Annotated in this window: 13 protein-coding genes; 9 read left to right on the top strand and 4 right to left on the bottom strand. The window is 47.0% G+C overall.

Annotated elements, in window-relative coordinates; all coding sequences use genetic code 11:
* Positions 1-63: 63 nt before the first annotated feature.
* Positions 64-546 (bottom strand): 6,7-dimethyl-8-ribityllumazine synthase, encoded by a 483-nt coding sequence (gene ribH, locus D2V93_RS06220; protein WP_072877539.1) that lies wholly within the window; start codon positions 544-546, stop codon positions 64-66.
* Between the two features lie 3 nt (positions 547-549).
* Entirely contained in the window at positions 550-1,311 is a 762-nt protein-coding gene (locus D2V93_RS06215; protein ID WP_072877537.1) for a tetratricopeptide repeat protein, read from the bottom strand.
* A 125-nt stretch (positions 1,312-1,436) separates the two neighbouring features.
* On the opposite strand from D2V93_RS06215, the gene recF reads away from it, so the two are divergent.
* Genes recF through D2V93_RS06195 form a run of 4 tightly spaced genes read left to right on the top strand, consistent with a single transcriptional unit; the run spans position 1,437 to position 3,795 of the window.
* On the top strand, positions 1,437-2,516 hold the full coding sequence (gene recF / locus D2V93_RS06210; RefSeq protein ID WP_119618816.1) for a DNA replication/repair protein RecF: 1,080 nt from the start codon (positions 1,437-1,439) through the stop codon (positions 2,514-2,516).
* 1 nt (position 2,517) lies between these two features.
* Positions 2,518-2,940, top strand: a complete 423-nt coding sequence (locus D2V93_RS06205) for a hypothetical protein (RefSeq protein WP_119618815.1) — start codon at positions 2,518-2,520, stop codon at positions 2,938-2,940.
* Complete coding sequence (locus tag D2V93_RS06200) at positions 2,940-3,236, top strand: DciA family protein (protein ID WP_072877531.1); 297 nt, start codon at positions 2,940-2,942, stop codon at positions 3,234-3,236. Before D2V93_RS06205 ends, D2V93_RS06200 begins: the two co-directional genes overlap by 1 nt.
* A 19-nt stretch (positions 3,237-3,255) precedes the next feature.
* Positions 3,256-3,795, top strand: coding sequence for a GNAT family N-acetyltransferase (locus tag D2V93_RS06195; RefSeq protein ID WP_182849951.1), 540 nt, complete (start codon positions 3,256-3,258; stop codon positions 3,793-3,795).
* A 15-nt stretch (positions 3,796-3,810) separates the two neighbouring features.
* Here D2V93_RS06195 and D2V93_RS06190 read toward each other — a convergent pair whose 3' ends face one another.
* Together D2V93_RS06190 and D2V93_RS06185 are read right to left on the bottom strand one after the other, a co-directional pair.
* On the bottom strand, positions 3,811-4,230 hold the full coding sequence (locus D2V93_RS06190) for a nucleoside-diphosphate kinase (RefSeq protein ID WP_108423523.1): 420 nt from the start codon (positions 4,228-4,230) through the stop codon (positions 3,811-3,813).
* Positions 4,231-4,280: 50 nt separating this feature from the next.
* Positions 4,281-5,318 (bottom strand): alkaline phosphatase D family protein, encoded by a 1,038-nt coding sequence (locus D2V93_RS06185; RefSeq protein ID WP_313791652.1) that lies wholly within the window; start codon positions 5,316-5,318, stop codon positions 4,281-4,283.
* Positions 5,319-5,389: 71 nt separating this feature from the next.
* Between D2V93_RS06185 and D2V93_RS06180 the strand changes: the two genes are divergently transcribed.
* The 5 genes from D2V93_RS06180 (at position 5,390) to D2V93_RS06160 (ending at position 12,236) form a co-directional block, all read left to right on the top strand.
* Positions 5,390-6,406 carry a DHH family phosphoesterase gene (locus D2V93_RS06180; RefSeq protein ID WP_119618813.1) on the top strand — a complete coding sequence of 339 codons (1,017 nt, stop codon included), beginning with the start codon at positions 5,390-5,392 and terminating at the stop codon, positions 6,404-6,406.
* The gene (gene gldI / locus D2V93_RS06175) at positions 6,403-6,951 is read left to right on the top strand and encodes a gliding motility-associated peptidyl-prolyl isomerase GldI (protein WP_072877521.1); all 549 of its coding nucleotides are present in this window, start codon (positions 6,403-6,405) and stop codon (positions 6,949-6,951) included. The genes D2V93_RS06180 and gldI overlap by 4 nt, the downstream gene beginning before the upstream one ends.
* Before the next feature lie 13 nt (positions 6,952-6,964).
* On the top strand, positions 6,965-8,071 hold the full coding sequence (locus D2V93_RS06170; RefSeq protein WP_119618812.1) for a peptidylprolyl isomerase: 1,107 nt from the start codon (positions 6,965-6,967) through the stop codon (positions 8,069-8,071).
* 87 nt (positions 8,072-8,158) lie between these two features.
* Positions 8,159-9,232: a DUF3810 domain-containing protein gene (locus D2V93_RS06165; RefSeq protein ID WP_119618811.1), complete on the top strand. Its 1,074-nt coding sequence runs from the start codon at positions 8,159-8,161 to the stop codon at positions 9,230-9,232.
* A 64-nt stretch (positions 9,233-9,296) separates the two neighbouring features.
* Positions 9,297-12,236: an amidohydrolase family protein gene (locus D2V93_RS06160; RefSeq protein ID WP_119618810.1), complete on the top strand. Its 2,940-nt coding sequence runs from the start codon at positions 9,297-9,299 to the stop codon at positions 12,234-12,236.
* The last annotated feature ends 88 nt before the right edge of the window (positions 12,237-12,324 follow it).

Genomic DNA, 12,324 nt, shown 5'->3' with positions numbered 1-12,324 from the left:
GATTGTTTGGACTATTGGATCATAAGTCCCAATACTTGATTAGGATTCAGTCAACACTGAGCTTTATTTCCCCAATACCGCCATTTGGATAGCCGCTATGGCCGCTTCCGTACCCTTGTTTCCGTGTTTGCCCCCGCTCCTATCCTTGGCCTGCTGAAGGTTATCATCGGTCAGGACGCAGAAAATGACAGGAATGTCATAGGTCACGTTCAGATCTTTGATGCCCTGTGCCGTGGCACTGCACACAAAATCGAAATGACTGGTCTCCCCACGGATGACACTACCTATCGCGATAACGGCATCCACTTTTTGGGTTTTCATCATTTTCTTGCAGCCAAAAGTAAGCTCAAAACTGCCGGGAACATCCCATACCAATATATTTTCGGGAAGCGCCCCACAGTCCAAAAGGGCTTCTTTGGCCCCTTTGCAAAGGGCTCCTGTGATCTCTCCGTTCCACTCCGAAACAACAATCCCAAACCGAAGGTCCTTCGCATTTGGGATTTTGTTTTTATCGTAAGTGGATAAATTTTTGTTCGCTGTGGCCATAGTTTAGTTTTGGGCCATTCCGATCAGGGCTTCTACTCCATTGGCTTCCTGGGCGTTCGGATACTCCTCCTTGATGCGCTCAAAATATCCCAATGCCTTGTCTTTTTTCCCCAATTCCATGGCAACCACTCCTGCCTTGTACAGGAATCTTGGTGTGGTGAACTCATTTTCGCTATGGGCAATGGCCTTTTCGTAGTAATCCAAAGCATCTTCGGACTGATTCAACTGTGAAAAAGCATCACCGATCCCGCCTTTGGCCATGGCACCCATGATATCGTCCTCGGATGAAAAGCTTTCCAAATGGGAAATGGCCTCATCGTATTGCTGAAGGTTCAAATAGGTCATTCCAGCAGAATATTTGGCCAAATTGGCCGCTTTGGTACCGCTGTATTCCTCAATGATATCCAAGAAACCGTATTTACCCTCGGCACCGTTAAGGGCCAACGTGAACAGGGAATCCTTTTCGGTCTCACTGTTCAATGCCTGGTCAAAATATTGTTGCGGATAGAAAAGCTCATTGGCCGCAGAGGCCTCTTTGGGCTTTTGGATGAACTGGTGGTAACCCAAGTAGGCGAGCACCCCAATGGCAACGGCTCCAATGACCCCCAAAATGTAGTTTTGGTTCTTTTGTACCCATGCCTCGGTCCTCGACGCACTTTCGTCCAGCGTGTTGAATACTTCCGCCGTTGTGCTCTCGTGTTCTTCTACCTGAGCTTCTTCCGCCTTATTTTTTGGCTTAAAGCCTCTCTTCTTGTATGTTGCCATCCGTCATTTAATTGGTCGCGCAAAAATAAAGTTTTTATCCAAAACCGAAAGGTAATTTATTCGTTATTTTTGGAACCCTTAACGGACACCAATCAGAAAAACCCACTTTGTCTCTCTAGATTTTTATGTTTTTAAGGCATTTATCTTTAGTCAATTACAAAAACTTCGATTCCAAGACCTTGGAGTTCGACCCTGTCATCAACTGCTTGGTGGGCGATAACGGCGTTGGAAAAACGAATATTCTGGATGCCATTTACCACCTCTGTTTCGGCAAGAGCTATTTTAATCCTGTAGCGACGCAGAACATCAAGCACGACACCGAATTTTTTGTGGTGGAGGGGGAGTTTGAAAAGGTGGGAAAGACGGAAAAAATCATCTGTAGTTTCAAAAAGGGGACCAAAAAGGTCATCAAACGCAACGGAAAACCCTATGAAAAGTTCTCCGAGCACATTGGTTTTTTGCCCTTGGTGATCATTTCCCCTTCGGACCGTGACCTCATCCTTGAGGGCAGCGATACCCGTAGGAAGTTCATGGACGGTGTCATTTCGCAGTCGGACAAGGTCTATCTCCAGAACCTCATCAAGTACAACAAGGTCTTGGTACAGCGCAATTCCCTGCTGAAATACTTTGTGGCCAACCGTACCTTTGATGCGGGCACGCTATCCATATATAATGAGCAATTACATGGACTGGGGACGGAAATCCACAAAAAGCGAAAGGAATTCATGGCCGCTTTTGTGCCCATTTTCAAGGAGCAGTACAGTCATATTTCGGAAAAGGAAGAACAGATCATGCTCTCCTACGAAAGTCCGCTCTCCGAAGGCCCTCTCCTGAGACTCTTGGAGGCCAATGTGGAGAAAGACCGTGCCCTGCAATACACCTCGGTGGGGGTGCACAAGGACGATCTGGACTTCACGATTGCAGGACATCCCATCAAAAAATTTGGGAGCCAAGGCCAGCAGAAATCCTTTTTGATCGCCCTGAAACTGGCCCAGTTCCATTTTATCAAGGAACAGGCGAACACCACGCCCATCCTGTTGCTGGATGATATTTTTGATAAACTGGACGAGAACCGGGTCTCCCATATTGTGGGCTTGGTGAAGAACGACAATTTCGGTCAGATCTTTATCAGCGACACGCATGCGGAGCGCACGGAAAATGTGGTAAAAACCATCCATCAGAGCTATAAAATCTTTACCTTGTAACATGCGCCAGACTCTTCCTATTATATTGCTATTGATGCTTTGGAGCTGCAAAAAAACCGCTGTGGCCGAAGCGGACCTGCAGTATCTGAACGGATATTGGGAGATTGCCGAAGTGGAATTTCCGAATGGCTCCAAAAAGCAGTACTCGGTCAACCCCAGCATCGATTTCATCAAATTGAAGGATGGCGAAGGGTTCCGCAAAAAGATGCAGCCCCAGTTTGATGGCTCCTACGACACCTCGAACGATACGGAGTTCTTCACCGTATCGGAAAACCAAGAGACCTATACACTGCGCTACAAAAACGAGTTCAGCGAATGGGAGGAAAAATTGGTATCTGTGGATTCCCTCTCGTTTTCGGTGACCAATGAAGAAGGGGTCACCTATTCCTACAAGCGATTCCAACCCATCAAAATTCCCAAGTAATGGCCAAACGGAACAACTCCCATCTGCCACTGAGCGAAGCCTTGAACGAGTTCATCAAGGAAAATAAGCTCCAAAAAGGCATGGACAAGGTGGATGCTCGCGAGGCATGGACCAACCTGATGGGCAACGGGGTGAACAACTACACCACGGCCGTGGAACTCAAGAACGAGACGCTCTACGTGTCGCTTTCCTCCTCCGTGCTCAGGGAAGAGCTCAGTTTGGGCAAGACCAAGATCATTTCCATGATCAATGAGGAACTGGGCCGGGAACTGGTCAAGAAATTGGTGCTTCGTTGATATTGATCGTTCATCCCTTATGAAAGTCATCCTATCCACAGAACGGCTCGTCATTTCAGAAGTAGAACTTACGGATGCCACATTTATCCTGGAATTGTTGAACAGTCCTACATGGATCCAATTTATTGGGGACAAGGGAATATATTCAATGGAAGATGCGGAAAACTATATCCGAAAAAGCCTGACGAATTCATACCAGACCAACGGTTTTGGACTGTATAAGCTATGCTTCAAGGAAACCATGGTCCCGATAGGCCTGTGCGGATTCTTGAAACGAGATTATCTGGACCATCCGGACATCGGGTTTGCCCTGTTACCAGATTATGAAGGAAAAGGTTTGATGTTGGAGGCCGGCAAAGCGCTTTTGGAACATGCCACATCCCAATTGGGTTTTGATGAAGTCCTCGCCATTGTCCTTCCATCCAATGGCAAATCGTGCCAACTATTGGGAAAGTTGGGGTTCCAAGAAATTGGAAAAGTGATGCCGACAGGAAGTCAAGAGGAACTGCTGCTGTTCTCCAATAAAAAAAGCCACTCCAATGGAGCGGCTTCTTCTTGATATCTTTGGTTCAAATTAGAACACTTCCCTTCCCGAAAAATGGAAAGCACCTTCGATAGCCGCGTTCTCATCACTGTCCGATCCGTGAACGGCGTTCTCACCGATGCTGGCAGCATACAATTTACGGATAGTGCCCTCGGCAGCTTCGGCCGGGTTGGTGGCACCGATCAAGGCACGAAAATCATCAACGGCATTGTCCTTCTCCAGTATGGCGGCCACAATGGGACCCCTGGTCATAAACTCAACCAATTCACCAAAGAAAGGACGCTCTCTGTGGATACCGTAGAATTCCTCTGCATCCCTTTGGCTCAATTGGGTGTACTTCATGGCCACGATCTTAAATCCGGCAGCCGTTATTTTTTCCAAAATCGCGCCGATATAGCCGTTTTCAACAGCATCTGGCTTAATCATGGTAAACGTTCTATTTCCCGTCATTTTCTTTAAATTTTGCGCAAAAGTACAGTTTTTGGAACAACGGGCAAGGCTTAATAGGTTTGTTTTAACTCCTGAAGCACAGCCCCATTGTCGCCCATCATCTTCATATCGGCCTCTTTTTCCTTAAAATATAGGTTGATGACCCCATAACTTTTGTCCGAAACCACCTCACCTACCCTGTGGCTGTTTGGCTCCCCACTAAAGGAAGCATAGGAATGGGTCAGTCCACTGCTCGTAAAATCCACCAAGGGATAGGACAATCCATTGATAGTGGCCCTTGAAAATTCGGAGATATGACGGTCACCAGACAGTAGGATGACTCCCTTCGCCCCTGATTCCACAATCATGGTTTCCAACTTTTGGACCTCATGGGGAAAATTGCCCCAAGTCTCAAAACCGTGCTCCCCTGAAAGCACCTGGATACTGGACATGATCAAGTTAAAATCAGCGTCGGAATTGGCCAACTCGCCCTTCAACCAATCCCATTGGGCATCTCCAAGTATGGTGGCCCCCTCCTCGGTATTGGGCTTATACCTTCGTTTGGGATCTTCGTCCTTGATCAGGTCACTTCGGAAATATCGGGTATCCAAAACGATGATCTTCACTTTTCCCTCAGGCAGTTCAAATTCGTGGGAGGCGTATACCCCTTCGCGATTTCTTCGCTCACTGTCCGAAGGCACTCCCATAAAGTCCAAGAATATCTGCTGACTTTCTTTTTTCACGGCAAATCCGGATCCCCCATCGTTCAAACCAAAATCATGATCGTCCCAAGTCCCGATAATGGGAACCTCGACCTTTAATCTAGCATAGCCCTGTACGGTGTCCTGCATGGCATAAATGGTCCTGATCCTGTCCACATCGTCGGTATCGGCATAGACAATATCACCACCCCAGATCCAGACATCCGGGTTTTCGGCCACCACATCATCCCAAAACGGATTGGGTTCCTGGGGCATGTTACAGGAGCCAAAGGCAACCACAAAATCGGGCCGTTCCTTTTCTTTTTCCAATGGTTGTTTCTCTTCTTTCCTTTTACATCCCATGAAAAGGACCATAAGGACCAGCAAAACGGAAGTGTGCTTCATCATCAGGGTTTAGAGGTTCAAAAATAAGGATATTGCCAGTTACCTCTATATTATATTATTGTATATTTGGCCGCATGAATTCAGCGGATATCACGACAATAAAGTCGATACTTTCCCAACCTCAAAAAATTGTGATCGTCCCTCATAAAAACCCCGATGGCGATGCTATGGGCTCTTGCTTGGCACTCTATGGGTTTTTGAAGGGAATGGGGCACACGGCACATGTGATTGCCCCGAACGATTACCCCAAGTTCCTGAAATGGATGCCCTGCAACGAGACGGTCATCAATTACGAATGGGAGACCCAAAGGGCCCAACGATTGTTGGATGAATCTTCCTTGATCTTCACCTTGGATTTCAACGACCTGTCCAGGGTTGGGCAGATGGAATCCGCACTAAGGGAGGCCAAGGCCGATTTCATCATGATAGACCATCACCAGCAGCCCAGTGATTATGCCAAGGTGACCTATTCCGATGTCAGCATGAGCTCCACTTGCGAGATGGTCTATAATTTCATCGATTTTTTGGGCGGGGCCGAACAAGTGACCAAGGAAATCGCCACCAACCTCTACACGGGTATCATGACCGACACGGGTTCTTTCAAGTACCGATCCACATCGAGCAGGACCCACCGCGTAGTGGCGGAGCTTATTGACAGGGGTGCGGAGAACATGGAGATCCACAGGCAGGTGTTCGACACCAATTCGCCTTCCAGACTGCATTTGTTGGGCGTTGCCCTGAGCAATATGGTCATTCTGCCCGAATATCGGACGGCATACATTACCCTTACCCAGAACGAATTGGATGCCCACGATTTTAAGAAAGGGGACACGGAAGGATTTGTCAACTACGGACTCACCTTGGATGACATTGTTTTTGCCCTCATCTTTATCGAGAACAGGGAAGAAGGTATCATCAAAATCTCCTTACGCTCCGTGGGGGACTTTTCGGTGAACGAATTTGCCCGAAAGCATTTTCAAGGGGGCGGGCACGACAATGCCGCAGGGGGCAAAAGTGACCTGAGCATGGAAGAGACCATCGACCAATTCAATACCATCCTGAAAACCTATAAAAGTCGATTGAACCCATGAGAATTGTCCTTTTGTTCATAGTCGTTATAGTCTTCGCCAGTTGCAAAGGTCCGGAACCACGGAAACCAGTTGAAGTGAAATCCGGCAGTTTTTACAAGGAATCCATAGAACGAAGCAAACAACTGTTGGCCAAGGAAGAAGAAATCATCAAAGAACTGATGGCCAAGGACACACTGCACGAATACATTACCAGTCCCAATGGTTTCTGGTATTATTATGAAACAAAAAACGACACGGCCACCTATTTGCCCAAAACAGAGGACCAGATCTTGTTTTCCTACAATCTGATGTCATTGCAAAACGACACCATCTATACCGCCGAACAAATAGGTCCCACATCGCACGTAGTGGACAAACAGCAATTGTTCCCCGGACTCCAAAATGCCGTTAAGTTGCTTAAAATCAATGAGAAAGCCACTTTTATATTTCCTTCACTACAAGCCTTTGGCTATCAAGGGGACAATAAGGCCATCGGCCCGCGGACTCCATTGAAATCTTCTGTGGAACTACATACGATCATTATCCATAAAGACAGTTTAAACTAAATCCATACATCAAATGAAACAATCACTTTACATCATAACCTTGTTCTCCCTGGTTATTTTGGGATGCAAGTCCAGCAAACATGCTGATTTGGGAGATGGCATCTATGCCGATATCCAGACCACCAAAGGGGACATCATCGTCAAACTGGAATATGAAAAGACCCCGGTCACGGTGGCCAACTTCGTGTCCTTGGCAGAGGGCAACAACCCTTTCGTGAATGACGAATACAAAGAAAAAAAGTTCTATGACGGCATCGTTTTCCACAGAGTAATCAAAGATTTTATGATCCAAGGCGGCGATCCTTCGGGAACAGGCAGTGGAAATATCGGATATACGTTCAAGGATGAGATCCATGACTCCCTGACCCATTCCAAAAAAGGGATCATCTCCATGGCCAACCGAGGCCCAAAGACGAACAGTAGCCAGTTTTTCATCACGCACAACGAAACCCCATGGCTCAATGGAAAGCACACCGTTTTTGGGGAAGTGGTCAAAGGAATCGAGGTGGTCGACTCCATTGCCAACACGGAAACAGGACCTGGTGACAGACCCAAAGTGGATGTGGTGATGAACAAAGTCGAGATTGTCCGGAACGGCAAGGAGGCCAAGAAATTTGATGCTGTACAGGTAATGAACGCTTATTTTGAAGAAGCAAAAGCTGAAGAAGCCGCCTTCAAAAAAATGAAAGAGGATTGGGTCGCTGAATTTACTTCACAAATGGCCAATGCCGAAGAGACCCCTTCCGGACTGAAAATAGTCAAACTGAAAGAAGGTGATGGCGAACAGCCCAAACTAGGCCAAAAAGCAATGGTGAACTATGCCGGCTGGTTGGCCAATGGCGAATTGTTCGACACCAACATTATGGAAATTGCCGAAAAGTTCAATCAAGTGAACCCCGGCAAGAGAGATCGCGGACTTTACAGCCCCTACCCTATGGATTACAGCCCGGATGCACAATTGGCCGCTGGTTTTAGGGAAGGACTGCTCACCATGAAAGTGGGGGACAAACTGCGTTTGTTCATCCCTCCACATTTGGGATATGGCGACAATGACTACGGCCCTATCCCTGGAGGCTCCACACTGGTCTTTGACCTGGAAATCGTGGGAATCCAAGAATAAAAACCATGTATTGAACACAAAAAAAGCCGTACTTTTCCGTACGGCTTTTCCATTTATGGCCGCATCAATTTTCGCTTTACTATATCGATGGGACAAAAAACGAAAACAATCCTTGCCATTGCGCTTCCAGTCCAAATCGTATTGGTCAAATGGGTAGGTAGCTATCCCCTCTTCATCGAGAATTATTACAGTAATGGGGTTTATCCCTATATCTCCAGATTATTGCGGACTCTCTTTGGATGGGTTCCCTTTTCCTTTGGGGATTTGATCTATACCGCCTTGACCTTGATGGCCATCAGGTATTTTTACCGCAATTGGAAGACCATAAAAAAACAACCGCTACTTTTTCTCAAAGACATCTTGGTAGTGTTTTCCATCGCGTATTTTGCGTTCCACATCCTCTGGGGACTCAACTACTACCGCCAGCCCATCACTTGGAGATTGGGCATAGCCCGCGAATATTCCCTTGAAGAATTGGTGGACTTTACCGAATATCTAGCAGAAAGGGCCAACCATTACCAAAACGAGATTACCGGGGACAGTCTTTCCCCTGTACACGTTCCCTACACCAAAAAAGAAATTTTCACCAAAACAGAGGATGCCTATCAGCTTCTAAAAAATGAATACCCCAGTTTCCATTACGAAACCCCAAGTCTGAAGTCATCCCTCTACAGCCTTCCCCTTACCTACATGGGATACGGCGGCTACCTCAACCCCTTTACGAACGAGGCACAGGTGAACGGCCTCACACCATTGTTTCGGTTGCCGACAGTGAGCGGGCACGAAGTAGGGCACCAATTGGGGTATTCTGCCGAGGATGCTACTAATTTCATAAGTTTCTTGGTCACCTCGCAGAGCGACGACCCGTTTTTCAGATATGCAGCATACAACCATGCACTGGGGTATTGTCTCGTAGATTTATACAATAAAGATGAAACCAAATACAATCAAATTTTGGACTCCCTTCACCCCGGGGTGAAAAAAAATTACAAGGAATTGGCAGATTTTTGGAAAAAATATGAAAATCCCATGGAACCGGTCTTCAAGGCCGTGTTCAACACTTTTTTAAAGGTGAACAACCAAAAAGAGGGAATCAAAAGTTACAACTCGGTCGTTGGGTTGATGATCAACCACCAAAAACGCCTTGGGGAGCGAAATTGAAACTTGCGCGATCTTCACACTTCCTTTATATTTAGACGAGCTAAACTAATTCAAATCTAACTTTATGAAAATTAAACTCTTGGCACTGTCCTTCTTTTTGGGCAGTATTTCTTTGTTCGCACAAGATTATTTTCCCACAAATGATGGTGTAAAGACGAAGAACAACAACTACACGGCATTCACCAATGCCAAGATTTATATGACCCCCACACAGGTCATCGAAAAAGGCACCCTACTGATCCAGAATGGCAAGGTCGTACAGGTCGGGAAGTCCGTGAGCATTCCCAAAAATGCCGTGGTACAAGACCTTGACGGGAAGTCCATCTATCCTTCCTTTGTGGACATTTTTTCAAATTTTGGGGTAAAGCCGCCCGAAAGGGCAAATGGTGCGGGAAGATCTGCCCAATATGGTCCTGAAAGGGAAGGATTCTATTGGAACGATCACATTATGCCTGAGAACAATGCCGTGAACAGTTTCTCCTACGACTCCAAAAAAGCCGAAGAGCTTCGAAATGCAGGTTTTGGGGCAGTGAATACCCATATCCAAGATGGTATTGCCAGGGGAACGGGGCTACTGGTCGCCCTGAATGATGCTGGAACCGAGGCACAAAGAATCCTTTCAGACAAATCTGCACAATACTTTTCCTTCGAAAAAAGTGTAGCCAAAAGACAATCCTATCCTGGCTCCCTAATGGGGGCCATGGCCTTGATAAGACAATTGTACTATGATCTGGACTGGTACAGCAAGGGCAATGTGGACACCAAGGACCGCTCACTGGAAGCCTTGGCCGCCAACAAGGGCCTGACCCAGATCTTTGCTGCCGGTGACAATGGAAATGTGTTGCGTGCCGATAAGATCGGGGATCTGTTCGGTATCCAATACACCATTTTGGGCGGTGGAGATGAATATGAACGCATTGACGACATCAAGGCTACCAAGGCCAAGCTGATCCTTCCCTTGAATTTTCCGGACGCCTATGACGTGTCCAATCCGTATCAAGCCGAATATATTGCCTTGAAAGATATGCGGCATTGGAACTTGGCACCGTCCAACCCTAAGGTATTGGCAGATAACGGTGTGGAATTTTCCATCACGCTACACGAATTGAAATCGCCTTCCGACCTGAAGGAAAAATTGATGAAAGCCATTACTTATGGACTATCCAAGACCAAGGCCTTGGAGGCATTGACCACTGTACCTGCGAACATTTTGGGCATGTCTGGCCAAATCGGTTCCCTACAATCGGGCAGTCAGGCCAACTTCTTGGTCACCTCCGGCGAAATTTTTGACGAGGGTACCATCCTCTACGAAAACTGGGTCCAAGGAACCAAAAACATCATCCAGTCCATGGATTTGGTGGACATCCGCGGGAATTACGACCTCAATGTAAACGGCAATAGCTATACCGTGGCCCTTACCGGCTCCATTGACAAGCCCAAAGCCGAATTGAAAAAAGGGGATGAAACAGTCGATTCCAAGATAGATTACTCCGACAACTGGCTGAACCTATCTTTTTCAGAAGACAATGTAGGTTCTTACCGTATGATTGCCCGAGTTGCCCCAGGATCCAACGCGATCAGTGGCAAGATGGTACTCCCCAATGGGAACGAGACAACGGCCAGCCTGGCAAAAACATCGCCTTTTGAGGAGAAATCCGAAGACAAAAGTACCCAAAGGCCAGAATTAGTGGCACTCTCCTACCCTAATGTAGGTTTTGGATACAAGGAAAAACCCAAACAGGAGAATATCCTTTTCAAGAATGCAACGGTTTGGACCGGGGAAGCCATTTTGGAAAACACCGATGTATTGATCAAAAATGGAAAGATAGACAAGGTCGGGAAAGACCTGCGTGCAGGAGGGGCCACCGTGGTGGATGCCACTGGAAAACACCTGACCGCCGGGGTCATTGATGAGCATTCACACATTGCCGCTTTGGCCATCAACGAAGGAGGACACAATTCCTCTGCGGAGGTGCGGATGAAGGATGTCATCGATCCAACGGACATGGACATCTACAGAAACCTTGCGGGTGGCGTCACTACTATCCAACTATTGCATGGTTCCGCCAACCCGATAGGGGGCCGTTCTGCCATTCTACGGCTAAAATGGGGTGAAAATGCAGATGGATTGGTATTCCCCAATGCACCAAAGTTCATCAAGTTTGCACTGGGCGAGAACGTAAAACAGTCCAACTGGAACAGTTTTTCCCGTTTTCCACAGACCCGTATGGGGGTGGAGCAACTCTATACCGACTACTTCCAACGCGCTAAGGAATACGATGCAAAAAAGAAGAGCGGACAACCCTTCCGTTATGATGAGGAAATGGAAACCCTGGCCGAAATCCTCAATGGGGAAAGGTTCATCAGTTGCCATTCCTATGTTCAGAGCGAAATCAACATGATGATGAAAGTGGCGGAAAAGTTCAACTTCCGCATGAACACCTTCACCCATATCCTGGAAGGGTACAAACTGGCCGACAAAATGGCCGAACACGGCGTTGGGGGCTCCACATTCAGTGATTGGTGGGCCTACAAATATGAAGTGAACGATGCCATTCCCTACAACGCTGCCATCATGGCTAGCCAAGGAGTTACCGTGGCCATCAACAGTGATGATGCCGAGATGTCCAGAAGATTGAACCAAGAGGCCGGAAAAACTGTAAAATATGGAGGTATGTCCGAAATCGAGGCGTGGAAGATGGTCACCCTGAACCCTGCCAAGTTGTTGCATTTGGACGACCGCGTAGGCAGCATCCAAGAAGGCAAGGATGCCGATATGGTGCTTTGGAGCGATCATCCTCTATCCGTATATGCCAAGGCAGAAAAAACATTGATCGAGGGAAAAGTCTATTTTGATCTGGAAAAAGACCAAATGCTACGGGAATCTGTGAAAAAAGAACGAAACCAATTGATCGGCATGATGCTGAACGAAAAGAAAAATGGTGGAAAGACCCGTACACCTGCCCAGAGCAAAAAAGAACGATTTGAATGTGAAACCCTTTAAAGTAAAATAATGAAATTTTCAGATATATATTCAAGCAATCATTGTCCCCTTGAGGGGACTTTAGGGGTGTTTTTGAGGCGCCTCGCCT

This window comes from Flagellimonas taeanensis, assembly GCF_003584105.1.
Classification (GTDB): domain Bacteria; phylum Bacteroidota; class Bacteroidia; order Flavobacteriales; family Flavobacteriaceae; genus Flagellimonas; species Flagellimonas taeanensis.
Note: the sequence above shows the minus strand (reverse complement) of the source record. Positions and strands in the feature narration are given on the sequence as shown.

What these genes read in the sequence shown, in the direction of transcription:
- gldI (WP_072877521.1), top strand. Translation starts at nt 6,403, where the DNA reads ATGAGAATTGTCCTTTTGTTCATAGTCGTTATAGTCTTCGCCAGTTGC.
- D2V93_RS06190 (WP_108423523.1), bottom strand. Translation starts at nt 4,230, where the DNA reads ATGACGGGAAATAGAACGTTTACCATGATTAAGCCAGATGCTGTTGAA.
- D2V93_RS06165 (WP_119618811.1), top strand. Translation starts at nt 8,159, where the DNA reads ATGGGACAAAAAACGAAAACAATCCTTGCCATTGCGCTTCCAGTCCAA.
- D2V93_RS06160 (WP_119618810.1), top strand. Translation starts at nt 9,297, where the DNA reads ATGAAAATTAAACTCTTGGCACTGTCCTTCTTTTTGGGCAGTATTTCT.
- D2V93_RS06215 (WP_072877537.1), bottom strand. Translation starts at nt 1,311, where the DNA reads ATGGCAACATACAAGAAGAGAGGCTTTAAGCCAAAAAATAAGGCGGAA.
- D2V93_RS06170 (WP_119618812.1), top strand. Translation starts at nt 6,965, where the DNA reads ATGAAACAATCACTTTACATCATAACCTTGTTCTCCCTGGTTATTTTG.
- recF (WP_119618816.1), top strand. Translation starts at nt 1,437, where the DNA reads ATGTTTTTAAGGCATTTATCTTTAGTCAATTACAAAAACTTCGATTCC.
- D2V93_RS06200 (WP_072877531.1), top strand. Translation starts at nt 2,940, where the DNA reads ATGGCCAAACGGAACAACTCCCATCTGCCACTGAGCGAAGCCTTGAAC.
- D2V93_RS06195 (WP_182849951.1), top strand. Translation starts at nt 3,256, where the DNA reads ATGAAAGTCATCCTATCCACAGAACGGCTCGTCATTTCAGAAGTAGAA.
- D2V93_RS06205 (WP_119618815.1), top strand. Translation starts at nt 2,518, where the DNA reads ATGCGCCAGACTCTTCCTATTATATTGCTATTGATGCTTTGGAGCTGC.
- ribH (WP_072877539.1), bottom strand. Translation starts at nt 546, where the DNA reads ATGGCCACAGCGAACAAAAATTTATCCACTTACGATAAAAACAAAATC.
- D2V93_RS06185 (WP_313791652.1), bottom strand. Translation starts at nt 5,318, where the DNA reads ATGATGAAGCACACTTCCGTTTTGCTGGTCCTTATGGTCCTTTTCATG.
- D2V93_RS06180 (WP_119618813.1), top strand. Translation starts at nt 5,390, where the DNA reads ATGAATTCAGCGGATATCACGACAATAAAGTCGATACTTTCCCAACCT.